25 protein-coding genes and 4 tRNA genes are annotated in these 23,587 nt (G+C 65.3%); 17 read left to right on the plus strand and 12 right to left on the minus strand.

Translation table 11 applies throughout. The features are described from left to right. Window positions 1-3 precede the first annotated feature (3 nt). The 3 genes from TSB10GB4_RS14295 (at window position 4) to TSB10GB4_RS14305 (ending at window position 4,574) form a co-directional block, all read left to right on the plus strand. On the plus strand, window positions 4-1,458 hold the full coding sequence (locus tag TSB10GB4_RS14295) for a RimK family protein (protein WP_186396280.1): 1,455 nt from the start codon (window positions 4-6) through the stop codon (window positions 1,456-1,458). 139 nt (window positions 1,459-1,597) lie between these two features. Next, window positions 1,598-3,553 (plus strand): threonine--tRNA ligase, encoded by a 1,956-nt coding sequence (gene thrS / locus TSB10GB4_RS14300; protein ID WP_186396281.1) that lies wholly within the window; start codon window positions 1,598-1,600, stop codon window positions 3,551-3,553. Window positions 3,554-3,704: 151 nt separating this feature from the next. Further along, on the plus strand, window positions 3,705-4,574 hold the full coding sequence (locus TSB10GB4_RS14305) for a lysophospholipid acyltransferase family protein (protein WP_186386423.1): 870 nt from the start codon (window positions 3,705-3,707) through the stop codon (window positions 4,572-4,574). Here the strand turns inward: TSB10GB4_RS14305 and TSB10GB4_RS14310 are convergent. Then, the gene (locus TSB10GB4_RS14310) at window positions 4,564-5,583 is read right to left on the minus strand and encodes a hypothetical protein (protein ID WP_208984807.1); all 1,020 of its coding nucleotides are present in this window, start codon (window positions 5,581-5,583) and stop codon (window positions 4,564-4,566) included. The two genes, TSB10GB4_RS14305 and TSB10GB4_RS14310, sit on opposite strands and share 11 nt — an antisense overlap. A 222-nt stretch (window positions 5,584-5,805) precedes the next feature. Between TSB10GB4_RS14310 and TSB10GB4_RS14315 the strand changes: the two genes are divergently transcribed. Together TSB10GB4_RS14315 and TSB10GB4_RS14320 are read left to right on the plus strand one after the other, a co-directional pair. After that, on the plus strand, window positions 5,806-6,390 hold the full coding sequence (locus TSB10GB4_RS14315) for a nitroreductase (RefSeq protein WP_186396283.1): 585 nt from the start codon (window positions 5,806-5,808) through the stop codon (window positions 6,388-6,390). Window positions 6,391-6,392: 2 nt separating this feature from the next. Next, entirely contained in the window at window positions 6,393-6,995 is a 603-nt protein-coding gene (locus tag TSB10GB4_RS14320; protein ID WP_186386521.1) for a flavin reductase family protein, read from the plus strand. Window positions 6,996-7,060: 65 nt separating this feature from the next. Here the strand turns inward: TSB10GB4_RS14320 and TSB10GB4_RS14325 are convergent, their stop codons facing one another. Continuing rightward, entirely contained in the window at window positions 7,061-7,942 is an 882-nt protein-coding gene (locus tag TSB10GB4_RS14325; RefSeq protein ID WP_186396284.1) for a CoA ester lyase, read from the minus strand. A gap of 4 nt (window positions 7,943-7,946) precedes the next feature. Next, a complete protein-coding gene (locus TSB10GB4_RS14330; protein ID WP_186386427.1) occupies window positions 7,947-8,399 on the minus strand; it encodes a MaoC family dehydratase in 453 nt (150 codons plus the stop codon). Window positions 8,400-8,586: 187 nt separating this feature from the next. Here TSB10GB4_RS14330 and TSB10GB4_RS14335 point away from each other — a divergent pair, with 187 nt between their 5' ends. Next, a complete protein-coding gene (locus TSB10GB4_RS14335) occupies window positions 8,587-9,672 on the plus strand; it encodes a lytic transglycosylase domain-containing protein (protein ID WP_186396285.1) in 1,086 nt (361 codons plus the stop codon). A gap of 283 nt (window positions 9,673-9,955) precedes the next feature. Continuing rightward, window positions 9,956-11,011 carry a DUF2336 domain-containing protein gene (locus TSB10GB4_RS14340; protein ID WP_186396286.1) on the plus strand — a complete coding sequence of 352 codons (1,056 nt, stop codon included), beginning with the start codon at window positions 9,956-9,958 and terminating at the stop codon, window positions 11,009-11,011. A 38-nt stretch (window positions 11,012-11,049) separates the two neighbouring features. On the opposite strand, the gene TSB10GB4_RS14345 is transcribed toward TSB10GB4_RS14340, so the two are convergent. The 3 genes from TSB10GB4_RS14345 to TSB10GB4_RS14355 form a co-directional block, all read right to left on the minus strand. Beyond that, window positions 11,050-11,577 (minus strand): Hpt domain-containing protein, encoded by a 528-nt coding sequence (locus TSB10GB4_RS14345; protein WP_186386430.1) that lies wholly within the window; start codon window positions 11,575-11,577, stop codon window positions 11,050-11,052. A gap of 84 nt (window positions 11,578-11,661) precedes the next feature. Next, window positions 11,662-12,240 carry a response regulator gene (locus TSB10GB4_RS14350; RefSeq protein ID WP_244292940.1) on the minus strand — a complete coding sequence of 193 codons (579 nt, stop codon included), beginning with the start codon at window positions 12,238-12,240 and terminating at the stop codon, window positions 11,662-11,664. Window positions 12,241-12,336: 96 nt separating this feature from the next. Then, window positions 12,337-13,119 (minus strand): NAD kinase, encoded by a 783-nt coding sequence (locus TSB10GB4_RS14355; protein WP_186386431.1) that lies wholly within the window; start codon window positions 13,117-13,119, stop codon window positions 12,337-12,339. Between the two features lie 70 nt (window positions 13,120-13,189). Between TSB10GB4_RS14355 and cutA the strand changes: the two genes are divergently transcribed. After that, window positions 13,190-13,513, plus strand: a complete 324-nt coding sequence (cutA, locus tag TSB10GB4_RS14360) for a divalent-cation tolerance protein CutA (protein WP_244292942.1) — start codon at window positions 13,190-13,192, stop codon at window positions 13,511-13,513. 18 nt (window positions 13,514-13,531) lie between these two features. Here the strand turns inward: cutA and TSB10GB4_RS14365 are convergent, their stop codons facing one another. The 3 genes from TSB10GB4_RS14365 to TSB10GB4_RS14375 all read right to left on the minus strand — a co-directional run bounded on the left by TSB10GB4_RS14365 (window position 13,532) and on the right by TSB10GB4_RS14375 (window position 15,973). Beyond that, entirely contained in the window at window positions 13,532-14,446 is a 915-nt protein-coding gene (locus TSB10GB4_RS14365; RefSeq protein ID WP_186386433.1) for a cytochrome c, read from the minus strand. 107 nt (window positions 14,447-14,553) lie between these two features. Then, the gene (locus tag TSB10GB4_RS14370; RefSeq protein ID WP_186386434.1) at window positions 14,554-14,997 is read right to left on the minus strand and encodes a cytochrome c; all 444 of its coding nucleotides are present in this window, start codon (window positions 14,995-14,997) and stop codon (window positions 14,554-14,556) included. 127 nt (window positions 14,998-15,124) lie between these two features. Further along, window positions 15,125-15,973 (minus strand): transcriptional regulator, encoded by an 849-nt coding sequence (locus TSB10GB4_RS14375; protein ID WP_186386435.1) that lies wholly within the window; start codon window positions 15,971-15,973, stop codon window positions 15,125-15,127. Window positions 15,974-16,127: 154 nt separating this feature from the next. Here TSB10GB4_RS14375 and TSB10GB4_RS14380 point away from each other — a divergent pair, with 154 nt between their 5' ends. Beyond that, on the plus strand, window positions 16,128-17,195 hold the full coding sequence (locus TSB10GB4_RS14380) for a fatty acid desaturase (RefSeq protein ID WP_186396287.1): 1,068 nt from the start codon (window positions 16,128-16,130) through the stop codon (window positions 17,193-17,195). A 29-nt stretch (window positions 17,196-17,224) separates the two neighbouring features. Here the strand turns inward: TSB10GB4_RS14380 and TSB10GB4_RS14385 are convergent, their stop codons facing one another. From TSB10GB4_RS14385 to TSB10GB4_RS14395, 3 genes are all read right to left on the minus strand, one after another. Then, on the minus strand, window positions 17,225-17,950 hold the full coding sequence (locus TSB10GB4_RS14385) for an orotate phosphoribosyltransferase (protein WP_371328910.1): 726 nt from the start codon (window positions 17,948-17,950) through the stop codon (window positions 17,225-17,227). Between the two features lie 102 nt (window positions 17,951-18,052). Further along, window positions 18,053-18,128 (minus strand) — tRNA-Thr (locus TSB10GB4_RS14390). Window positions 18,129-18,219: 91 nt separating this feature from the next. Then, entirely contained in the window at window positions 18,220-19,248 is a 1,029-nt protein-coding gene (locus TSB10GB4_RS14395; protein ID WP_186396288.1) for an RNA methyltransferase, read from the minus strand. Between the two features lie 208 nt (window positions 19,249-19,456). On the opposite strand from TSB10GB4_RS14395, the gene TSB10GB4_RS14400 reads away from it, so the two are divergent. From TSB10GB4_RS14400 to rplA, 8 genes are all read left to right on the plus strand, one after another. Further along, window positions 19,457-19,541: transfer RNA gene (locus tag TSB10GB4_RS14400), tRNA-Tyr, on the plus strand. An 18-nt stretch (window positions 19,542-19,559) separates the two neighbouring features. After that, window positions 19,560-19,633 (plus strand) — tRNA-Gly (locus TSB10GB4_RS14405). A gap of 137 nt (window positions 19,634-19,770) precedes the next feature. Beyond that, complete coding sequence (tuf, locus tag TSB10GB4_RS14410; protein ID WP_186386438.1) at window positions 19,771-20,946, plus strand: elongation factor Tu; 1,176 nt, start codon at window positions 19,771-19,773, stop codon at window positions 20,944-20,946. A 199-nt stretch (window positions 20,947-21,145) separates the two neighbouring features. Then, window positions 21,146-21,221: transfer RNA gene (locus tag TSB10GB4_RS14415), tRNA-Trp, on the plus strand. Window positions 21,222-21,325: 104 nt separating this feature from the next. Continuing rightward, on the plus strand, window positions 21,326-21,523 hold the full coding sequence (gene secE / locus TSB10GB4_RS14420; RefSeq protein ID WP_067216551.1) for a preprotein translocase subunit SecE: 198 nt from the start codon (window positions 21,326-21,328) through the stop codon (window positions 21,521-21,523). Window positions 21,524-21,555: 32 nt separating this feature from the next. Beyond that, complete coding sequence (gene nusG / locus TSB10GB4_RS14425; protein WP_186386439.1) at window positions 21,556-22,086, plus strand: transcription termination/antitermination protein NusG; 531 nt, start codon at window positions 21,556-21,558, stop codon at window positions 22,084-22,086. Window positions 22,087-22,323: 237 nt separating this feature from the next. Next, the gene (gene rplK, locus TSB10GB4_RS14430) at window positions 22,324-22,755 is read left to right on the plus strand and encodes a 50S ribosomal protein L11 (protein ID WP_186386440.1); all 432 of its coding nucleotides are present in this window, start codon (window positions 22,324-22,326) and stop codon (window positions 22,753-22,755) included. A 4-nt stretch (window positions 22,756-22,759) separates the two neighbouring features. Next, window positions 22,760-23,455, plus strand: coding sequence for a 50S ribosomal protein L1 (gene rplA / locus TSB10GB4_RS14435; RefSeq protein WP_186386441.1), 696 nt, complete (start codon window positions 22,760-22,762; stop codon window positions 23,453-23,455). Window positions 23,456-23,587: the final 132 nt, after the last annotated feature.

The following is a 23,587-nucleotide window of genomic DNA, read 5'->3' on the forward strand; positions in this document are numbered from 1 at the left end:
CCGATGGCCACATGGGTCGTTCTCGTCGACAATCCGAAGGACTTCTCCAACGCCGACACACCCCACAAGGTGATGAGCGTGCGCGACTACATGCTGCGCCCGAAGCTCTTTACCGGAACCAACCCGAACATCATCAATCTGTCGCGGTCCTTCGCCTATCAGGGCGCGGGCTACTATGCCTCGCTGCTGGCCGAGGCACGGCAGCACCGGGTGCTGCCGAATGTCGAGACGATGATCGAGCTATCGCGCAAGGGGCTCTATCGCCACGCGCTGCCCGAGCTGGAGGATAGCCTCAATCGCTGCCTCGCCAAGGCGGAAGGCGCCGGCGACAAGCTGCTTGTCTGCCTCGGGCAGACCGAGATCGCGGCGCTGGAGCCTTTCGCGCGTCTGCTCTTCGACTGGTACCGGGCGCCGATCCTGGAGGTGAGTCTCGGCAAGGAGAATTGGCGGGCGATCACCCGCATCCGGGTGGTGCCTATCTCGGACCTCGACGCGTCGGCGCGCAGCTTCCTGAACGCCAGCCTGGAGCGCTACACGCATCGCGCCTGGCGGGCCCCCAAGCAACGCCTGCCGATGAAGTATTCGCTCGCCGTGCTCGCCAATCCGAAGGAGGATCTGCCGCCTTCCAGCCAGGAGTCGCTGCGCCATCTGGCCAAGGTCGCGGCGCGCCAGGGTGTGGAGATCGTGCCGATCGGCAAGGGAGACCTGGACCGGCTGGCGCAATACGACGCGCTGTTCATCCGCGAGACGACGAATATCGACAACCACACCTACCGCTTCGCCCGCCGGGCGGCGCAGGAGCGCATGCCGGTGATCGATGACCCGGTGTCGATGATCCGTTGCACCAACAAGGTCTATCTTGCCGAGCTCATGGAAACGCACGGCATCCCGATCCCGAAGACGGCGGTTCTGTCCAGCGCCAAGGAAGCCATCGGGCTGGAAACGCGCCTCGGGTCTCCGGTGGTGCTGAAAATCCCGGACGGGTCGTTCAGCCGCGGCGTGTTCCGCGTGGCCGGCGAGGCGGCGATCACCGAAAAGCTCAAGGAACTGCTGGACGACAGCGACATCATCATCGCGCAGGAATACTGTCCGACCGACTTCGACTGGCGCATCGGCGTGCTCGACGGCGAGCCGCTCTTCGCCGTGCAGTACCTGATGGCCAAGAAGCACTGGCAGATCGTCAAGCATGAGGACGGCAAGCAGGCGAAGGAGGGCAGCTTCCGCTCCATCTCGCTCGCCGAGACGCCGCCGGCGGTGGTGGAGACGGCGGTGCGTGCGGCCCGCCTGATCGGCGACGGGCTCTACGGCGTCGACCTGAAGTCGTTCGGCGACCGGGTCGTCGTCATCGAGGTCAACGACAATCCCAACCTCGATCACGGGGTTGAGGACTCGATGGAAAAGGACGCGGTCTGGGAGCGGCTGGTGCGCTGGTTCGTTCGCCGGATCGAGGCGCGGTAGCAGCCTTGCGCGGCCTGATTGTTCCGCAGGTTGCCCCTTTCGCCCAAATCACCTAAATGGAGCGCGGTTCGCGCCTGCCTCGCGCGCCCGACCATCAACGCTTACCTGCCCTGTTTGCAGGAGTGAGCCGGAGACAGACATGATCCATCTGACCTTCCCCGACAATTCGGTTCGCGACTTTTCGCCCGGCGTGACCGGCGCGGAGATCGCTGCCGGCATTTCCAAGTCGCTCGCCAAGAAGGCCGTCGCGGTGACGCTGGACGGCGAACTTGCCGACCTGTCGCTGCCGATCGAGCGCGACGCCCGGCTGGAGATCGTCACCCGCGAGGACCCGCGTGCGCTGGAACTGATCCGCCACGACGCCGCCCATGTGATGGCCGAGGCGGTGCAGGAACTGTGGCCGGGGACGCAGGTGACCATCGGTCCGGTGATCGAGAACGGCTTCTACTACGACTTCAAGCGCGACGAGCCCTTCACCCCCGACGACCTGCCGGTCATCGAGAAGAAGATGCGCGAGATCATCCAGCGGGGCGATGCGTTCACCCGCGAGGTGTGGTCGCGCGACGAGGCGAAGCGCCATTTTCTGGCGAAGGGCGAGACCTACAAGGTCGAACTGGTGGATGCGATTCCGGCCGACCAGGACGTGAAGATCTATCGCCAGGGCGACTGGCTCGACCTGTGCCGGGGGCCGCACATGGCCTCGACCCGTCAGGTGGGCGATGCCTTCAAGCTGATGAAGGTGGCCGGCGCCTATTGGCGCGGCGACAGCAACAACGAGATGCTGACCCGCATCTACGGCACTGCCTGGGCGAACGAGGCCGAGCTCAAGGCCTATCTCCACATGCTGGAGGAGGCGGAGAAGCGCGACCACCGCAAGCTCGGCCGGGAGATGGATCTGTTCCACTTCCAGGAAGAGGGGCCGGGCGTCGTGTTCTGGCATGCCAAGGGCTGGAGCCTGTTCCAGAGTCTCGTCGCCTATATGCGCCGGCGCCTCGACGAGGATTACGACGAGGTCAACGCTCCGCAGATCCTCGATACCTCGCTGTGGGAGACCTCCGGTCACTGGGGCTGGTACAAGGAGAACATGTTCTCCGTGCAGTGCGCCGACCCGGAGGCGGAGGACACGCGCCTCTTCGCGCTGAAGCCGATGAACTGCCCGGGCCACGTGCAGATCTTCAAGCACGGGCTGAAGAGCTATCGCGACCTGCCGCTGCGGCTGGCCGAGTTCGGTGCGGTGCATCGCTATGAGCCCTCGGGCGCCATGCACGGGTTGATGCGTGTGCGCGGCTTCACCCAGGACGACGCCCATATCTTCTGCACCGAGGAGCAGATGGCGGCCGAGTGCCTGAAGATCAACGACCTGATCCTCTCGGTCTACGAGGATTTCGGCTTCAACGAAATCGTCGTGAAGCTGTCGACCCGGCCGGAAAAGCGCGTCGGCTCGGACGAGCTTTGGGACCATGCCGAAGAGGTGATGACCCGGGTGCTCAAGCAGATCGAGGAGCAGTCCGGCGGGCGCATCAAGACCGGCATTCTGCCGGGCGAAGGCGCGTTCTACGGCCCGAAGTTCGAATACACGCTCAAGGACGCCATCGGCCGGGATTGGCAGTGCGGCACCACCCAGGTGGACTTCAACCTGCCGGAGCGCTTCGGCGCCTTCTATGTCGATCGGGACGGCGAGAAGAAGACCCCGGTGATGATCCATCGCGCCATCTGCGGTTCGATGGAGCGCTTCCTCGGCATCCTGATCGAGAACTTCGCAGGCCACTTCCCGCTGTGGCTGGCGCCGCAGCAGGTGGTCGTCACCACCATCACCTCTGAGGCCGACGACTATGCAAGCGAGGTGCAGGCGGCGATGAGGAAGGCCGGTCTGCGGGCTGAACTCGACCTGCGCAACGAGAAGATCAACTACAAGGTCCGCGAGCATTCGCTGGCCAAGGTGCCGGTCATCGTCGTGTGCGGCAAGCGCGAGGCGGAAGAGCGCACCGTCAACATTCGCCGGCTCGGCTCCCAGCAGCAGTCAGTCACCGGCCTCGACGCGGCGATCGCCGCGCTTGTCGAGGAAGCGGTGGCACCGGATCTGCGGCGGAGCTGAAAACGGCATCTGCCGTATTCAGAATGAGCCGGCCGGGATCTCCTGGCCGGCTCTTTTTCTTCGAGAAGCGGTCGGAGCCGTCGCGATCCTGTCACGCAAGGCGGGCTAGATGACGGTTTGATCCGCGCAGGCATGAATTCAGGGGCCGGGGGTGAGGGAAACGGAACTCAGCTACGCCAACGAGGCGCATTCCTGGGGCAAGCGCACGCTGATCCGCGGGATCGAGACGCTCTCGGGACGCAATTATCTGCTTGGCTACTATCGCTACTGGCGCGATGCCATCGCCGCCACGTCGGCCACCAAATGGAGCGACCTGCTGGCGCTGATCGGCGTCGATGTGGTGGTGGAGGAGGGAAGCTGGCCGCCGGAAAACCTGCCGGAGGGACCGCTGGTGATGATCGCCAATCACCCCTATGGCCTCGGCGACGGGCTCGCGATCCTGTCCCTGGCCGAGCGGCTGGGGCGTCCCTATCGCATTCTCATCAATAACGAACTCCTGAAGGCGCCGGAGATCCGGCCCTATGCGCTGCCGGTCGACTTCGAGGAAACCGCGGAGGCGCTCAGGACCAACATGCGCACCCGCAAGGAGGCGCTGCGCCTGCTTGCCGAAGGCGTCACGATCGTGGTGTTTCCCGGAGGCGGGGTCGCGACGGCGCAGCGCCCCTTCGGGCGTGCGCGGGAGCTGCCGTGGAAGACCTTCACGGCCAAGATGATCCGCGCGGCCCGCGCGACGGTCATCCCGCTTTATTTCGACGGCCAGAATTCGCCGCTCTTCCACCTTGTCTCGCGCGTCTCTCTGACACTGCGGCTGTCGATGTACATTCGGGAGTTCCGACGGATCATGGGCTGCGACCTGCCGGTGCGCGTCGGCGCACCGATCGCATATGAGGAACTGGAGGCCTTCGGCGATCAGAAGGCGATGACCGAGCATCTGCTGGCCCGCGTCGTCGCCATGGCGCCGAGTGTCCCGCGCCCGCGCGTCAGGCCGGATCGTCGCCGGCTGCGTCGGATCACTGCTTGAGCAGAGAACTCGTCAGGACTTCGACCTCGCCATGGGCGGCGGTCTTCACCTCGAACTCGCGCGAGTACAGCTTGTCCTCGTTGCGGGCGATCACCTGATACTCGCCCGAGGCTAGGACGAAGGCCGGGAAGGCGCCGGTTCCTTCCACCACCGTGTCGCCACCCGGCGTCAGCACAGACCAGTTGGTGTTGGCGATGGCCTCGCCGCCCGGCTGGTTGACCAGCTTCAGGGTGACACGCGCCGCATTGTGGAAGACGGTCGCCTCGGTCAGCTTGCCGGGCTCGACGCGGATGTCGGCGCGCACGGTGGCGTTGACCGCGCCGTAGCGGCTGACGATGTGATAGGTGTCGGCATTCAGCCGCACGATGTCTCCAGGCTTGATGTTGCTGGCGACAACCTTGCGCTCGCCGCGGCTGTTGTATTCCCGCTCATAGATGTCGAACACCAGTCGGCCGGTGCGGATCGGCTGGTTGCCGGAGAACTGGGCGTCGAGCTTGATGCCGCCGGCATTCAGCACCACCGTCTGGCTGGTGAGGCCGTTGCGCACGGAGATGCGGCTGGTGCGGCCGGCATAGCCATAAGCGGTGTGGACGAAATACTCGCCGGGTGGCAGGCGGAAATCGGCATCGCCGCCCCTGGCGGTTGCGACGAGTTCCAGCCGGCCGTTCTGGTTCAATGCCGGCCGATAGACCCGCCACGTCACGCCCTGGGTCAGGGCCGGTCCGTCGTCGGACAGGCGGGCGACCATGTAGACGGGCGATTCGGTGCCCTGGTCGGGCATACCGGTATCGGGAGTGATCGCCGGGGCATAGGGGACGACGGGGGTGGAGGATCCGGGGACGGCGTTGCCGCCGAGCAGGTCGCCAAGTACGGGAGGGGCCGCATCTGCCTGAGGGGCATTGAGGTTGTCGGGTTTGACCGGCGGTGCCAGGACCTCCTCTGCCCGAAGCGGGGAGAGCGTCACTCCGATGAGGCAAAGCGCGATTGCGAAAACCCTGATCACCTGCATCTGCCGGATGCCTGCCCCTGTCATGAACCTAAACCGATCGGAAAAATTTCCCTCTGCGGGTTCCACTCCAAAACTGGGGCAATTTCAAGTCATCTGTCGCGGGAGGCTCTGGCCTGATTGACAGGCGCGAAAACCCGACTAGGTCATGGAAGCGAGAGCGCCTTGCGTGCACCTTCCATCCCCTGCCGTCCTTTGCGGACGGCGCTGACCCAAAGGCTGACGATGACGACGGAGCAATCCGACACCCTGCGCCTGCTGCTGACACGGCGCTCGCACCCCGCCATGACCCTGGTCGAGCCTGCGCCGGACGGTGACGTCTTGCGGTCGATCCTGCAGGCGGCCTCTCGCGTGCCGGATCATGGCAAGCTGGTGCCCTGGCGCTTCATCCTGATCCGGGGAGACGCGCGTGCCGAGCTCGGCCGGCGGCTGCTGCCGCTTGCGGAAGCGCGCGAGGGCGAGCTTTCGGCAGAACGGCGCGACCAGGAGCTGACCCGCTTCACCCGGGCGCCGCTGGTGGTCGCGGTGATCAGCCGCGCTGCCGTTCATCCCAAGATCCCGGTCTGGGAGCAGCAATTGTGCGTCGGCGCCGTGTGCATGAACCTGGTGCTGGCGGCGCATGCCAGCGGCTTTGCCGCGCAGTGGCTGACCGAGTGGATGGCTTTCGATGATGACGTCTCCGCCATGCTCGGCCTTGCCGAGACGGAGCGGGTCGCCGGCTTCATCCACCTTGGCACCCCCTCGCAGCCGCCGAGCGAACGGCCGCGACCGGATCTCGACGACCTGATCAGTGAATGGAGTGCGGCATGAGCATGTACAGCTATGAGGTGGCCAAGGGGCATGGCCTGCCGCACAACCCGTTCAAGGCGCTGGTGGCACCGCGGCCGATCGGCTGGATTTCCAGCCGGGCGGCGGACGGATCGCTGAACCTTGCGCCCTACAGCTTTTTCAACGCGGTCTGCGATACGCCGCCGATCGTGATGTTCTCGTCCTCCGGCTACAAGGATTCGGTGGCCAACATCGACGAGACCGGCGAGTTTGTGTTCAATCTTGCCACCGAAGACCTGAAGGACGCGATGAACACGTCATCGGCACCGTTCGACAGGGGCGTGTCGGAGTTCGGCAAGGCTGGACTGACGCCGCAGGACTCGCTGCTTGTCGATGCTCCGCGCGTCGCCGAGGCGAAAGTGGCGCTCGAATGCAAGCACTTGCAGACGATCCGCCTGACCGCTCATGACGGCACGCCGACAAACAACTGGATGGTGCTCGGCGAGGTCGTCGCGGTGCATATCGACGAGGCGATGCTGGTCGACGGCCTGTTCGACGTGACCAGGGCGCGGCCGCTCTCGCGCCTCGGCTACATGGACTATGCGGTGGTCGACAGCGTGTTCCAGATGCGTCGGCCCAAGGCCTGAGCCTCCGCCGCCACAGCGATCGGACAGTCGGCCGGAGGGGATGCGCCCTCCGGCCTTTTTCGTCTTCAGTCCCCTGCCGTGCTGCCCGCGCGGGCCAGGATCTTTTCAGCGCGCCGCAGGTGCGGGCGGTCGAGCATTTCGCCGTCGAGGCCGACGACGCCGGGATTGCCGGCGGCGGCGAAAGCCTCGAAGATCCGTCTGGCCTTGGCGATCTCGTCAGGCGAGGGGGTGAAGACCTCGTTGATCACCGGCACCTGGGCGGGATGGATCGCCATCTTGCCGGTGAAGCCGTCGTTCAGGGCTTCCAGCGCCTCGGCGCGCAGGCCGTCCATGTCGCGGAAATTGGTGAAGACGGTATCCACCGGAGCGACATCCGCCGCCACGGCGCCGAACAGGCAGAGGTTGCGGGCGAGCCAGAAGGGGCCGGAATAGCGCCCGTCCGCCGTCCTGTTGCCGAGCGAACCGAGATCGGCCGAAAGATCTTCAGCGCCCCAGGTCAGGCCGGCAAGGCGCGGACTCGCTCCCGCATAGGTGCCAAGATTGAAGACGGAGGCGGCGGTCTCCGTGGCAACCACGATGATGCGGGTGGCGCCGTCGGCAAGCCCGTGCTCCGCTTCATGGACGGCAAGCTTGGCGCAAAGGTGCTGCACATCCATGCCGGAGATCGACTTGGGCAGCATGATTCCATCGGGTGCCGCGCGCATCACCGCGTCGAGATCCGCGTCGGTCTCGCCGGTGTCAAGCGCGTTGACGCGGACATAGAGGCGAGGGCGCCCGGCGTGCTGGCCCGCCGCGCCAAGGAAGGCAGCCGCGGTTTCGCGCGCCCTCGGCTTGGCATCAAGGGCGACGGAATCCTCCAGGTCGACCAGGAGCACGTCGGCGCCGCATGTCAGCGACTTCTCCAGCTTGCGCTCGCTGTCGCCGGGAACGAAGAGGAGGGACCGCATGTCCTCACCCCTTCTTCTTCATGAAGGCCTGCCGCCGGCAACTGGCAACGAGCACGTCGTTCTGGTTGAAGGCCTTATGTTCGAATTCGACGATGCCGGCGTCCGGACGCGACTTCGATTCGCGCTTGGCGACGACTTCCGTGGTGCAGTGGATGCTGTCGCCCTGGAACAGGGGATGGGGGAAGCGGACATCGGTCATGCCGAGATTGCCGATGGTCGTGCCGACCGTCGTATCATTGACGGAGATGCCGATCATCAGTCCGAGCGTGAAGAGGCTGTTCATGAGCGGCTGGCCCCACTCTGTCTGCGTCTCGCAGAAATGCCTGTCGATATGCAGCGGCTGGGGGTTGAGTGTCATGTTGGAGAACAGCATGTTGTCCATCTCGGTCACCGTGCGGGTCAGCGAATGCGTGAAGATGTGACCGACGGTGAAGTCCTCGTAATACAGCCCCGGCATGGTTTCCTCCCTTTAGGCCGGCCGGCGTAACCGCCGGCAGATCCGCTATTCCGACGAATCAAGCTCCCGGATTAAAGACACAAAGTGCAATTCGCAACGGGCGTTAGCGGATGTTAACCATCCGTTAACCAAATGGTCGCGACTCTTAATCAAATCCTAAGACATGCGTGACGCAGGAGAGCGGAGCATGAAAGTCGGCGAACCGATCTCGATCGCGTCGAGGATCGAGCAGGCGTTCCAGTCGGCCAGCACGACGACCGGCACCTCCTTCGAGTATCTGGTGAAGACGGCGAAGCGGGAATCCAACTTCGTCGAGACGGCGCGGGCGCGCACATCCAGCGCGACCGGCCTCTTCCAGTTCATCGAAAGCACCTGGCTGGAAACGGTCAAGGAGGCGGGCGGGCGCCATGGCCTTGGCCAATATGCCGACCAGATCGAGCGGACGGCCAGCGGCAAGTACCGGGTGGCCGATCCGGCGATGCGCGAGAAGATTCTCAACCTGCGCAACGACGCGCATATCTCCTCGATGATGGCGGGCGAACTGACCCAGAAGAACGCTGCCTATCTGAGCGAGAAGCTCGGCCGGGCGCCGAGCGAGGGCGAACTCTACATCGCGCATTTCCTGGGCGCGGGCGGTGCACACAAGCTGATCTCGCTGGCCCAGAGCCAACCGGATCTCGCCGCCGACCGGGTGTTCGCGCGCCAGGCGAAGGCCAACAAGCCGATCTTCTACGACCGAAGCGGCGCGCGCAGCGTGTCCGAGGTCTATGCCAACCTGGTCTCCAAGCACGGCGGGCCGATGCCGGCCCTGCCGGGCGCGCGCGGCACCATGGTCGCCAGCCTGCCGGAAGCCAAGCCCGCAGGGGCGACGGAGCTTGCCTATGCTCCCGCGCAAGGAACGGACAGGTCCGGCGCGGACGGCAATCCGACCAGTCGGGTGCTGACGGCATGGTCGGCGACCGACGACATTTCCTCGCCGTTCCATGCGCTGTTCCGCAATGGCATGGAGGCCCGCCGGGTGTCGTTCGACTCGCGCTTTACCTCCGCCTTTGCTGCCCAGGAAGCGGGGCAGGCCGAAGCGTTGGAGCGGGCCGCGGCCCGTCTGGAAATGGCCTCCGCCAGCGACGCCTATGCCGAGCGCCGGTCCCGGATTTTGACCGAGGCAGGGGGACAGCGGACGGCAAGCCTCGTCCGTGGTCAGCCGATGGATCTGACCGGCTTCCTCAACTACAGGCCAGCCTTCTCGCAGAAGGAGCTTCTGCCACCGGTGTGAACTGCCGGCAGCGGTGAAGCCATGCGCGGCGTGCGGTCCTGATCGGTCGCGCGCCCTTATGCGTTTCCGTCTGCTGCCGATCATGGTGAACGAAGGTTTTATGGTGAACGAAGCTTTAAGCGTTTTGGCCCCAGACTGGTGACCTGCGCTGCGATACGCGGCGCGACCCAGGGGACTACGCATCATGATCGTGCATCAGTTTCTGCGTTGGATGGCAGATGCGCCGGTGGCTCGGCGGGCAGAGGCGACAAGCGCACTGGCGCGGGCCTATCTTCACTCACAGATGACCTCGGAAGACCGCGACGCGGCCGAGGCGGCGATGATCATCCTGCTCGACGATCCGGCGGTGCAGGTGCGGCGGGCATTGGCCGAGGCGCTGTCGCGCAGCGAGCAGGCTCCCCGCGAAGTGGTGCTGGCGCTGGCGAGTGATCTGCCGGAGGTCGCCCTGCCCATTCTGGAGCGGTCGCCGGTGCTGCTCGACGCGGAACTGGTCGACGCCATCGGCGGGTTTTCCGACCCTCTGCCGGCGGCAGTCGCGCGCCGTTTCCATCTGTCGGCGCAGGTGGCCGCCGCGATTGCCGAGGTCGGCTCGCTGCAGGCGTGTCAGGCGCTGGCCGAGAACGAAACGGCCGAGATCCCTCGCTTCAGCCTGGTGCGGCTGGCGGAGCGGCACGGCAAGGATGCGGTTCTGCGCGAGGCGCTGATGGCCCGTCCCGGCATTCCCATCGAGATCCGCCAGATGCTGCTGAAACAGGTGGGCGACCTCTTGAGCGATCACCCTCTGGTTCGCAGGGGGTTGAAGGAGGAGCGTGCCCGGACCGTGGTCGCGGAGGCGCGGGAACGCGCGACCGTGACGCTGGCGAGCCAGGCCGGTCCGCAGGACACCGAGGCCCTGGTCGGACATTTGCTGGAAACGGGACAGTTGACCGCCGGGCTGCTCTTGCGAGCGCTCTGCACGGGCAACCTACGTCTTTTCAATGCGGCGCTGGCGCGCCTGTCCGGCATGGGCGCGGAACGCGTGCAAACGGTGCTGGAGACCGGCCGCGGGCTGGCGGTTCGGGCTCTGCTTGCGCGGGCGGGCCTGCCTGCACGCACTCATCCGCTGATCCAGGTTGCTGTCGGCGTGTGGCGGGATCTTGCCCGCGAAATCTCCCCGGATCTGGTCATCCCGTCGAATCCGGCCGTTGCACGGCTGATGATTGCCGAGGTTCTGGAGCGCTACCAGTCGCAGGATGGGGTGGAGGCCGACGACCTCGTGGTGATGCTGCGCCGCTTTTCCTCGGAGATCGCCCGCGAGGCCGCCCGCGCCTTCGTCGACCGCACGCTGGCTGCGGCCTGAGAGAGCGGCCGCAGGCGGGCCTGCAATCGCGGCAAGCGTCAGTCTTCCTCGCCGTCGCCGTGCCGGGCGAGATAGTCGGAGGTCACGTCGGCGAGCCGCTCGACCAGCGCTCGGGCCGTTGCATTGTCCTCTTGCTGGCCGATCTCGGCGATCATGGCGCGGATCGCGTCCACATGCTGCGCGACGAGCGTGAGCGGGATCTTCTCCGCCTCGAGATGTTCCATCAGGTGGCACAGGTTTCCGGCGACCGCTCCGACAAGGGGATAGCCAAAGGTGCTCGCCTGGCCCTTGATGTCGTGGGAGGCGCGAAACAGGGTGTCGCGGCGTTCCGGATCGTTGATCCCGTTCTTCTGGATGTCGGCCCAGGCCTCCGCCAGCGTCTCCACTTCATCGGCCATCCAGGTGTCGAAATCCTGAGACAGGCGCTCAAGAGCGGCCTCGGCCGACTTGATCGGATCGAAGCGCGCGGCTTCGCGCTCGCTCAGGACGCGAACCTTGGCGCGCAAGTCGCGCGGCGGCTTGACGAGTTCGTAGCCATCATTCTGCTTGCTCGGGTCGCTGCTCATATCTTCTTTCGCTCCCGCTGCAGGCCCTGGCCCGCGTCCTCGTCGACAGGGTCTTGCCGCACAGGCTGCCGCGGACTTGCGGCTTTATCCGGTTTTCGATTCCTTGGTCGCCCGCGAAGGCTGACTTTGCGGGAGTTCCGCAGGGTCGTCCAGAGTGTATCCGTCTTCCGCCGGACGTCCGCGGCGTTCGCCTCCCTGGAAACTCGGGTTCTGGAAACGCCGCCGGTCCGGTCCGAAGAAGCCCTTCGTCCGGACGAAGTCCCGCTGATTAAGAATGCAGTTCGCGATCCGCAGATAGAGGCCGCGTGCCGACACCGGCTTGCACATCACCTCGGTCACGCCGCTGTCGCGGGCCTGGATGACACGACGCTTCTGCGTATGGGCGGTGATCGCGATGATGGGGACGAAACAGCCGGGCGCTTGCGAGGCACGGATGCGGCGTGTGAGCTCGTTTCCGTCGACCAGCGGCATGAGCCAGTCGAGAATGACGACGTCGGGGTCGTTGCGGGAAATCTCCTCCAGCGCGGCCGCACCGTCTTCGGCCTCGTAGATCGCCTTCACGCCGAAGCCGGCCACCATCGCCCGCAGGATCCTGCGCATGTTGGTGTTGTCGTCGACGATCAGGACCCGGATCCGGCCGAGGTCGAGATGAGGCAGTTGCATTGCCGTTTCGGTCCAGCGTGAAGTCCATCTCGGAACGTTCGAAAGATTGCACGCAGAACTTAATTATTCGCGAAACAAGGTGTGCTTGCGACCGCGTCAGTAGCGGAACATTTCCGACAGGATACGCTCGTCCCAATTATGGTCGGCATCGAACAGGGCGAGACTGGACGAGGACTTCTCCTCGCGCACGCGGACCTCGATGACGTTGCGGATCTCGGTGTAGTCGGCCGCGGCGCTGACGGGGCGCTTGGCCGCTTCCAGCACGCTGATCCGGACATTTACATAATTCGGGAGGAGTGCCCCGCGCCAGCGCCGGGGGCGGAAAGCGCTGATGGGCGTCAGGGCCAGCAACTGCGCGTCGATGGGCAGGATCGGGCCATGCGCCGACAGGTTGTAGGCAGTGCTTCCGGCTGGCGTTGCGACCAGAACGCCGTCGCATACGAGCTCTTCCATGCGCACGCGGTCATCGACCGAAATGCGGAGCTTGGCGGCCTGATGGGTCTGGCGGAGCAGGGAGACCTCGTTGATCGCCAGAGCGGAATGAATGTGGCCAAAGGCGTCGGTGGCTTCCATCACCAGCGGATGGATCCGGCTGACCACCGCGCGGGCGATCCGCTCCGGCAGGTCGTCGTCGCCATATTCGTTCATCAGGAAGCCGACAGAGCCGCGATTGAGTCCGTAGATCGGCTTGCCGGTGTTCATGAAGCGGTGAAGAGTCTGCAACATCAAGCCGTCACCGCCAAGCGCGACGATGACGTCGGCCTGCTTGGGGTCATGTGCGCCATAGCGACGCTGAAGCTGATCGCGGGCACGCTCCGCCTCATCGGTCTCACTTGAGACGAAGGCAAGTTTTTCGATAGTCTGTGGCAGGCGATCCATGCTCCTCACGTAGCACGGGCCGGCGATTTTGGGGACCCGTCTTTTGATGCAGGGCGAAATGGATATCCGGTTGATCTACGCGACTTTTCCCGACACCGACACGGCCCGCGCGGCGGCCCGGAAGCTGGTCGGCGAGGGGCTGGCGGCCTGCGTCAACATGTGGCCGGGCATGACCTCCGTCTATCGCTGGCAGGGGACGCTGGAGGAAGGCCAGGAGGTGGTGTTCCTGGCCAAGACGACACGGTCGCGGGCACGCGAGGCCATCGAGGCGGTCGTTCAGGCACATCCCTATGACGAGCCGGCGGTGATGCTGTTGCCCGTGGAAGGAGGCAGCGCGTCTTTCCTTGAATGGATCCGCAGGGAGACGGGCAGCGAGGAGTTTGACGGCACCTGACTGGGCGACCGCCTTGCGTCAGGAGCCTCCGGCGGGTATCGGCGCGATCGCTTTCAGATAGGCGCCAACGGCCGCACGGTCCTCCGCCGGGAGCCTTGCCCAGTTCGACTGAACCGAGGCCATGCTGCCGCCGACGCTGTCGAAGTCCGGGGTGAAGCCGCTTTCCAGATAATAGGCGATATCGGCTGCCGACCACGACCCGATCCCCTGCTGCGAGGGGGTGATGTTGGGGATGCTTCCTTCGCCGTCCGGGTTGGGGCCACCGGCCATCCAGCGGGCCGTGTCGAGCCCGCCGAGGACATTGCGGGGCGTGTGACATTCGGCACAATGGCCGGCGCCGGTCACGAGGTAAGCACCGCGTTCCGCCTCCGCTCCGGCATCGGCTGCGAGCGCCGGGGCTTTCGTGTCGAGGAACAGCAGTTTCCACATTCCGAGCGCACTGCGCCAGGAGAAGGGGAAGGCCAGATCGTGGTCCGCTACCTGGTTGTCCGAGGCCGGCAGCGTGTCGAGATAGGCCTTCATGTCGATGAGGTCCTCCGCCTTCATGTTGCGGTAGGAGCCATAAGGAAAGGCCGGGTAGTAGTGCAGGCCCTGCGGCGAGGTGCCGTGGATCATCGCGTTCAGGAAGTCGGTGACGGACCAGCCGCCGATGCCGGCTTCCGAGGGCGAGATGTTGGGCACGCGGAACAGGCCGAAGGGCGTGTTCAACTCTACGCCTCCGGCCAGCACCAGCTTGTCGTCACCGCTCGCGCCGGGCGCGGCGTGGCAGGACGCGCAGCCGCCGGCCCAGAACATCCGCTCGCCATTGACGAGATCCGGCTGGTGCGCGGGAACGGCGGCGGAATCGACCCGCTCGGGCCGGGTGAGATACAGGCCACCGGCGATCAGCAGCAGGAACACGCCGAGGAGGCGGCGGAAGGTGCGGCGGGTCATGTGCTGCTCCGGAACATGTTGTGCAAATGGCTGCCGGACGGCAGAACCGGTCCGCGCGCGGAACAGGGACTCCGGCGCGAACCAGCATGTTCAAGGCCCTTGTTAGATCAGTTCTTCTTCACGCGGTAGGGCTCGTGGCAGGCGCGGCAGTTCTGGGCGACCGCTCCGAACGCGGGCTTCAGCGCATCGAGGCTCTCGCCGGCCGCCGGGATCGCGGCCATCGCGGCTGTCTGCATGTCGAGAGCGATCTTCTCGAAGCCGGCACGGTCTTCCCAGATCTTCGGCCCGGCCTCGCTGGTCGGCGAATCGGCGCCTTCCGGAAACTGGGTGATGAAGCCGGCCGGTGTGACGAAAAGGACCCGCATCGCTAGGCTTGCGAGTTCCGGGTCATAGGGCATCTCGCCCTTGACCATCTTGCCGAGCACGCCGGTGGCGGCACCGACAGACTTCATCATGGTCTGGCGGATCTCGATGGGATCGGCCGCGGCAAGCGACGTGGTTGCCAACAGCGGCACGAGGATGGCTGCCATGCGAAGGCAGGACTTGAACATGTCGTGATCTCCCTCAGGGTACGGCGCAACGTGCCGCCCGCCGGAAGTGTCGGCGCTTTCCCGCTGGCATCTCAAGATGTCTGATTTCACGAAGACGTGACATTCGCGGTCCTGACTCTAGCTCCCGTCAGCTTGCGGACAGGCTGCTCAGGTGGCCGGCGGCACGATCGGGACCGATGGTCGCTGCTCGGATCAGCATGTCGAAATGGCGGGTGAGGGCACGGATGTGCTCGACGGAGTTCACCACCAGATACAGGGAGCCGAGATAGAGGGCGGCGCGCTGCGGACCGAACACGGTATAGGGCGGCGAGAAGCGGCTGCGCGCGTCATAGAGGAACAGGCGGAAGGTCGGGTAGAGTTCTTCGGTGAGCCGGGCCATGTGGCGCAACTGGTCGCGACGGTCGGAGTCCGCCAAGCCGCTCCAGATGCCGCTGCCCCGGGCGAGCTGCTCAAGTGTCTGCAGCGGCATGCAGACCTCCATGTCGGTTTCCGGTCGGCGCGTATAGGCGAGGAGGCGGCGGCCCTGATCGGCCTTTGCCGCGGCTTTGGCGGTTTCGGGCGAGCCGAATTCGTATGCCAGCACTGCTTCTGTCCGCAGTAGGTCGGGAATGGTGCCGGGAACGTAGCGGATCTTGTAGCCGACCGCCTGCTGGTGCCAGGTCGCCAGCAAAGTCTCGCCTCGGCCGTTGTCCGTCTGTTCGATCTCGAGCGCTGGGGCGATGGCGGCGGCGTCGGAGGCGCTCTGGGTCAGCCCCAGCAGCCAGTCGGTGGTGACGCCCTCCGAACGGGCGATGTCGCACAAGGCTTCGGCGCGCGGCATTCGGGTGGACGCGGCATCGAGGAAATGGCTGAGCGCCGACCGGTCGAGGCCGACCCTGCCGGCGAAGCGGCTGGGAGGCTCGCCGCGCCGGGCCATGAGCAGGCCGAGCCTTTCGCGGAAGACGGCTGCGAGTTCGCGCTTGTCGGTGCCCTTCATCGGTGGATCTTCCTCCCGGAAAAATGCGGAGAGTTATGTGTCTTCGCGCCACATGTGTGAATGTACACCTCATTCTCCATTTCGTGATGAAATCACATTTATCGTTGGATAACGACACATTGTTCCAGGCCGAGGGTCTGGCACCCTCGGCCAAATGAACAATCTCGATGCCTTGCCGACCACACAGTTCCCCTTGGTGGCGCCGACGAGCGATCCGCCGGGAGAGGGCGTCTGTTGTGGCACCGCCGCTGCGGAGGGGTTTGCGGACCATGACGCGCTCGTCTCGGCGGACCTCGAACTTGTGTCGCGGGCCGTTCTGGAGTGGCCGACGCTGGCGCTTGTCGGCGGTGTTCATGCCGCCTTCGCAGGGCTTGTCGTAGCGGCTTCGGCTTCAACAGGGAGCGGCTGGGAACTGCTCTTCTGGCTTTGCCTGGTGCCGGTGATCACGCTGCACTCGTCGCTGCAGCACGAATTGCTGCATGGGCATCCCTTCCGCACTCCGCGTCTGAACGCCCTGCTCGCCGGATTGCCGCTCGGGCTCTTCGTTCCCTATTGGCGGTTTCGGGCGCTGCATATCGCCCATCACGACGATCCGCGCCTGACCGACCCTTACGAGGATCCCGAGAGCTGGTATCTGCACCCGCGCGACTGGCATGCCGCCGGACGTCTGCGGCGCGCCGTGTTGGCCTTCAACAACACGCTGCTGGGACGGATGCTGATTGGGCCGGCCATCGGCATGACCGGCTTTGCGATTGCAGAGTGGCGTCTGGTGCGCAAGGGGCGCGGCGACGTAATGCGAGCCTGGGGCGAGCATCTGGTGCTTGTGGGCATATTGCTGGCGCTGCTGCGACTGCTGCCCGGCTTTTCGCTGCCGGTCTATATTGCCGCCTGTTATGGCGCTTGGTCGCTGCTATGCGTGCGCACGTTCCTGGAACACCAGGCGGAGGAGGCGGTCGGACACCGGACGGTGATCATCGAGGACCGGGGGCCGCTCGCCTTCCTGTTCCTCTTCAATTCGCTGCATGCGGTGCATCACCGCTTCCCGGCGGCGCCCTGGTACAGGCTGCCGGGCCTCTATCGCCGTCACCGCGCGGCGTTTCGCGCTGGCAATGGCGGCTATGTCTATCGCTCCTATCTGGAGATCGCCCGGCGCCATGCCTTCCGTGCCAAGGAGCCGGTGGAGCATCCGGTCCTGGCGCGGCGGCTGGAGAGCGGGGGGTAGACAAGCGCGAAAAGGGGGCGGGTGCCGCCTCAGACCGAGAATTCGGAAATGCCGCCATGGGCGGCGGACCACTTCAGCGGCTCGTTGAGGAAGGATTCGACGGAGGCCAGGGTCTTCTCGTCGAAATGGTTCTCGTCGCGAGCAACCGCGAGCACGTCGCGCCAGGTGGCGAGATAGTGCAGCGTCAGGCCGTTGCGGGCCATCGCTTCGTAGGTCTGCGGAAAGATGTCGTAGAAGAACAGAACGATGGCGTGATCGACCTGGGCGCCGGCCTTGCGCAGCGCCTCGGCGAAACGGACCTTGCTGCCGCCGTCGGTGGTCAGGTCCTCGACCAACAGCACCCGGTCACCCTCCTTCAGCACGCCTTCGATCTGCGCATCGCGACCGAAGCCCTTGGGCTTCTTGCGCACATACTGCATCGGCAGGCCGAGGCGCTCGGCGATCCAGGCGGAGAAGGGAATGCCGGCCGTCTCGCCGCCGGCGACCGCGTCGAGCGATTCGAAGCCGACATTGCGCAGGATGGTGGCGGTGGCGAAATCCATCAGCGTCGCGCGCAGGCGCGGGAAGGAAATCAGCTTGCGGCAGTCGATATAGACCGGGCTGGCAAGGCCGGAGGTCAGCTTGTAGGGCTCGTCGGCACGGAAGTGGACCGCCTTGACCTCGAGCAGCATCCTGGCCGTCTGGCGTGACACGAAGGCGGGATCCGGGAAACCGATCGGGTTCATGTGCTGTCCTCTCGCTGCTGTATGCGCCATGCGGCGCTCCGCCGGCCCGGCTGCGGTGCGGCCGGGCAAAACCGTTCGACCCGCGATGCGGACCGTGCCGTGTTCGGACTGGAAAACATCGGGGAGAGTGGGTGGTGCCGGCAGCAGGATTCGAACCCGCGACCCCCTGATTACAAATCAGGTGCTCTACCAACTGAGCTATACCGGCAAACGCGGCCCCTGTAGCACGGTTCCGTGCGCCGCGCATCCGCTTTTGCGCCGGTTTCCAGCCGAAATCCCCGATGCAGTCGGCCCTGTCTCTATTTGCCGCCGGCGGCGGGGATCGCGCCTGCGCGCTCCAGCGCCTGCCGGACGATGTAGAGTGACAGCACCGCTGCGTTGGAGACGTTGAGCGAGGCGATGGCGCCCGGCATGTCGAGGCGGGCGAGCGCGTCGCAGGCCTCCCTTACGCCCTGGCGCACGCCCTTGCCTTCGGAGCCGAGCACCAGCAGCACTTTGCCGCCCAGTTCCGTCTCTTCCAAACGTGCCGGGCCCTCGCTGTCGAGGGCGATGGTCTTGAAGCCTGCCTCGCGCATCTCGGTGACGAAGCGCGCCATGTTCTTCACGCGCACATGGCGGACCATGTCGAGCGCGCCTGAGGCGGACTTCGCCAGGACGGGGCCTTCCTCGGGCGCGTGCCGTTCGGTCGTGACCACCGCATCGGCGGCAAGCGCCACGGCGGAGCGCAGGATCGCGCCGACATTGTGCGGGTCGGTGACTTGATCGAGCGCCAGCACCAGCCGCGCCTTAGCGAGGTCACGCGCGCCGAAGGCGGGCAGGGGATCGGCTTCCAGTACGGCGCCCTGATGCACCGCGTCGCGCCCGACCAGATGATCGAGCTGGCGCGGATTGACGGTTTCCACGGGAACGTCGAACGCGATACCGCGCTCGGCCAGGCGGCGCTGGGCGTTTTCGGTCGCGAGCAGCCGGTGGCGCCTGCGGTCGGGATTGCGGAAGGCGGCCTCGATGGTATGAAGACCATAGAGCAGGACGGGGCCCTCGGCGGCCTCGCCGCCCTGCGGGTGGCGGGCGCGCGGCTTGGCAAAGGGCCGGCGACCGGCGCCGTCATGGGCAGCGCCCTGCGGCGTCTGCCTGGGGCCGCCTTTCCTGGCCTCGCCCTTGGACCACCGGCCGCTGTCGGCCTTTCCCCCGCCCTTCTGCTCGTTCCTTTGCGCGCCTGCGGGGCCGCCCCGCGGCTTGCTGCGCGCGCGTGCCGGGCGCTCGGCGCCGCTGTCTTCGGGACTGGCTTGTGCGCCGGCTGGGCCGGCCGGTGTATCGGGTCTGGTCATATCCTTGCGATTATCCGCAGGGCGATCCTCCGGCAAGGAGAAAGCGCTGCCGGAAGGGTCGTCGTTTTTGTGTCCAAAGGGTATAAATGGGTGTTGACACCCCCATGCCGGTTCTACATAACACGCGCCACGGGAGCGGCCTCGCGATTGTTTCGCGGGGCGTTTTCGTGAAGCCATCCAGGGCGCTTCGGCGACAGGGCGGTGAAACGGAGGAGTGCCCGAGTGGTTAAAGGGGACGGACTGTAAATCCGTTGGCTTGGCCTACGTTGGTTCGAATCCAACCTCCTCCACCATCCCCCCTGCGGCAGGCGGCGGGTGTAGCTCAATGGTAGAGCAGCAGCCTTCCAAGCTGATGACGAGGGTTCGATTCCCTTCACCCGCTCCACTTTTCGAGTGACGCTGCTGCTCCTGACCAGGCTTTACGACAAACGCGCATGCCCTGCTTAGCATCCACCGCCCTGGGGCGGTCGGGTCTTGATCGAAATGATGGACTTAACCGCAAGTTAACAGAGAGCGACGCCGATGGCGAAAGCAAAGTTTGAGCGGACGAAGCCGCACGTGAACATTGGCACGATCGGCCACGTCGACCATGGCAAGACGACGCTGACGGCGGCGATCACGAAGTTTTTCGGCGAGTTCAAGGCGTATGACCAGATCGACGCGGCGCCGGAAGAGCGGGCCCGCGGCATCACGATCTCGACGGCTCACGTTGAGTACGAGACGGAAGCGCGTCACTACGCTCACGTGGACTGCCCGGGTCACGCCGACTACGTGAAGAACATGATCACGGGTGCGGCGCAGATGGACGGCGCGATCCTGGTGTGCTCGGCGGCCGACGGCCCGATGCCGCAGACCCGCGAGCACATCCTGCTGGCCCGCCAGGTCGGCGTTCCGGCTCTGGTGGTGTTCCTGAACAAGGTCGACCAGGTGGACGATGCCGAGCTGCTCGAGCTGGTCGAGATGGAAGTGCGCGAGCTGCTTTCGTCCTACGAGTTCCCGGGCGACGACATTCCGATCGTTGCCGGTTCGGCGCTTGCGGCTCTCGAGGGCCGCGACGAGGCGATCGGCGAGACGAAGATCCGCGAGCTGATGGCTGCGGTCGACGACTACATCCCGACGCCGGAGCGTCCGGTGGACATGCCGTTCCTGATGCCGATCGAGGACGTGTTCTCGATCTCGGGCCGCGGCACTGTTGTGACGGGTCGCGTGGAGCGCGGCATCGTGAAGGTTGGCGAGGAAGTCGAGATCGTCGGCATCCGCGACACCCGGAAGACGACGGTGACGGGCGTCGAGATGTTCCGCAAGCTTCTGGACCAGGGCCAGGCCGGCGACAACATCGGCGCGCTGATCCGCGGCGTTGGCCGTGAGGACGTGGAGCGTGGTCAGGTTCTGTGCAAGCCGGGTTCGGTGACGCCGCACACGAAGTTCAAGGCCGAGGCCTACATCCTGACGAAGGAAGAGGGTGGCCGTCACACGCCGTTCTTCACCAACTACCGTCCGCAGTTCTACTTCCGCACGACGGACGTTACGGGTGTGGTGTCGCTGCCGGAAGGCACGGAGATGGTGATGCCGGGCGACAACGTGTCGGTCGAGGTCGAGCTGATCGTGCCGATCGCGATGGAAGAGGGCCTGCGCTTCGCGATCCGCGAAGGCGGCCGTACCGTCGGCGCCGGCGTCGTCGCCTCCATCATCAAGTAACCAACAAGGCGGAACGGATACCCCGTTCCCTGCCAGACGGTTCAAGGGCGTCGCCTCCGGGCGGCGCCCTTTGCCGTTTTCGGGGTTCCAGGCCGGCGGGCGCCCGGAAAAACCGCAAGGATGTGAATTATTTGCCGCAAGGTGCATTTCACGCTTGAAGCGGCGGGGAAAGTTATCTAAGTCAGGTCGCGAAAGGTCTAGGGGTGTAGCTCAGTTGGTAGAGCATCGGTCTCCAAAACCGAGGGCCGGGGGTTCGAGTCCCTCCGCCCCTGCCACCTTTGCTCTTGATCGACGGGCCGTTAGGCCTTAATTAGGGCTTTCGACCAAGGCGCGTGGATGATTCCGCGCGCCTGTGCGTCGTGAAAAGACCGGCAGTTGAATGGCGAAATCGAATCCTTTCACGTTTATCGACGAAGTTCGCAAGGAAACGTCGAAGGTGACGTGGCCTACGCGCAGGGAAACCGCAGTGACCACCGTCATGGTGTTCATCATGGTCTTCCTCGCCGCCATCTTCTTTTTGCTCGCCGACTGGCTGATGGGTCAGGGCATCGGCTTGCTCCTGGGTCTCGGCAACTGAGCGGACCTGGTACACAATCGGCTTGAGGGATTATGGCCAAGCGTTGGTATATCGTCCACGCCTACTCGAATTTCGAGAAGAAGGTGGCGGATGCGATTCGGGAAAAGGCGCAGCAGCAGGGGCTTGAGGATCTCTTCGAGGAGATTCTCGTTCCGACTGAGAAGGTCGTCGAGGTGCGGCGTGGCCGCAAGGTCGATGCGGAGCGCAAGTTCTTTCCCGGCTACGTCCTGGTCAAGATGGAGATGACCAACGAGGCGTTCCACCTGATCAAGAACACGCCGAAGGTCACGGGATTCCTCGGCGCCGATCAGAAGCCGGTTCCGATCTCGGATTCCGAGGCGATGCGGATCCTGCACCAAGTGCAGGAGGGCGTCGACCGGCCGAAGCCGTCCGTCAGCTTCGAGATCGGCGAGCAGGTCAGGGTGTCGGACGGCCCCTTTGCCTCGTTCTCCGGCCTCGTCGAGGAAGTGGACGACGAGCGCGCCCGGCTCAAGGTCGCGGTGTCGATCTTCGGCCGCGCGACTCCGGTCGAGCTGGAATACGGACAGGTCGAGAAGCTCTGAGTTTTTCGGTCCGGGGTTTGCCGTTCGGCATTCCGGGCCGTTTGTCGCGTCCGCCGGCCTGTCCGGCGGTTCGGCAAGCCCGGCGATCCGTCGCCGGTGTCCGTCCTGGGCGGACAGACGGGGCAGATCCCCGCTCCCTGGTGGGAGACCTGATGCGATCCCTTCGCCGGACGCATGACGGCCGCACCACCTGATCTGAAGACGCCGGACATCCGGCAGCGCCAGTTGGAGAGACGAATGGCGAAGAAAATCGAAGGTTACATCAAGCTGCAGGTGCCGGCCGGCTCCGCGACCCCGTCGCCGCCGATCGGTCCGGCGCTCGGTCAGCGTGGCCTCAATATCATGGAGTTCTGCAAGGCGTTCAACGCGCAGACCCAGGATATCGAGAAGGGCGCTCCCTGCCCGGTGGTCATCACCTATTACTCCGACCGCTCCTTCACCTTCGTGGTGAAGACGGCTCCGGTCAGCTTCTTCCTGAAGAAGGCCTCCGGCCTGAAGTCCGGATCGAAGACGCCGGGCAAGGGCGGGTTCGTCGGCAAGGTCACCCGTGACCAGGTCCGCGAGATCGCGGAAGCGAAGATGAAGGACCTGAACGCGAACGACATCGATGCAGCGATGCTGATGGTCGAAGGTTCGGCGCGGTCGATGGGTCTCGAGGTCACGGAGTAAGACGATGGCGAAGGTTGGAAAGCGCATCAAGTCTGCCCGCGAGGGCGTCGACCGCAACAAGCTCTATGCCCTCGACGAGGCGCTGGCGCTGGTCAAGGAACGGGCTACCGCCAAGTTCGACGAGTCCGTCGAGATCGCCATCAACCTCGGCGTTGACCCGCGTCACGCCGACCAGATGGTTCGCGGCGTCTGCGTGCTGCCGAACGGCACGGGCAAGACGGTTCGCGTCGCGGTCTTCGCGCGTGGCGACAAGGCCGATGAGGCCAAGGCGGCGGGCGCGGACATCGTCGGCGCCGAGGAACTGGTCAACGAGGTTCAGGGCGGCAAGATCGATTTCGATCGCTGCATCGCCACGCCGGACATGATGCCGCTGGTCGGTCGTCTCGGCAAGGTGCTCGGCCCGCGCGGTCTGATGCCGAACCCGAAGGTCGGCACCGTGACCCCGGACGTCGCTTCGGCCGTGCGTGACGCCAAGGGCGGCGCCGTGCAGTTCCGCGTCGAGAAGGCCGGTATCATTCACGCCGGCGTCGGCAAGACCTCGTTCGAGGCCGACAAGCTGAGCGAGAATATCAAGGCGATCGTCGATGCGGTGGTCAAGGCCAAGCCGTCGGGTGCCAAGGGCACCTATCTGAAGCGCGTCGCCATCAGCTCGACCATGGGTCCGGGCCTGAAGGTCGATGTCTCGACGGTGACCGCCTGACCCACGGGTCCGCGGCGCGCGTGACGCGCCGTATCACAAGAATTCCGTCCGGCGTGACCGTCGGGCGGATCGCCTGCCGGAGACGGCAGGTGTCCTGTCCGAGACTGCAGGTGCGATCCTGGCTTTTGCCCT

The sequence above is a fragment of the Stappia sp. TSB10GB4 genome (genome assembly GCF_900185745.1).
Taxonomy (GTDB): Bacteria; Pseudomonadota; Alphaproteobacteria; order Rhizobiales; family Stappiaceae; genus Stappia.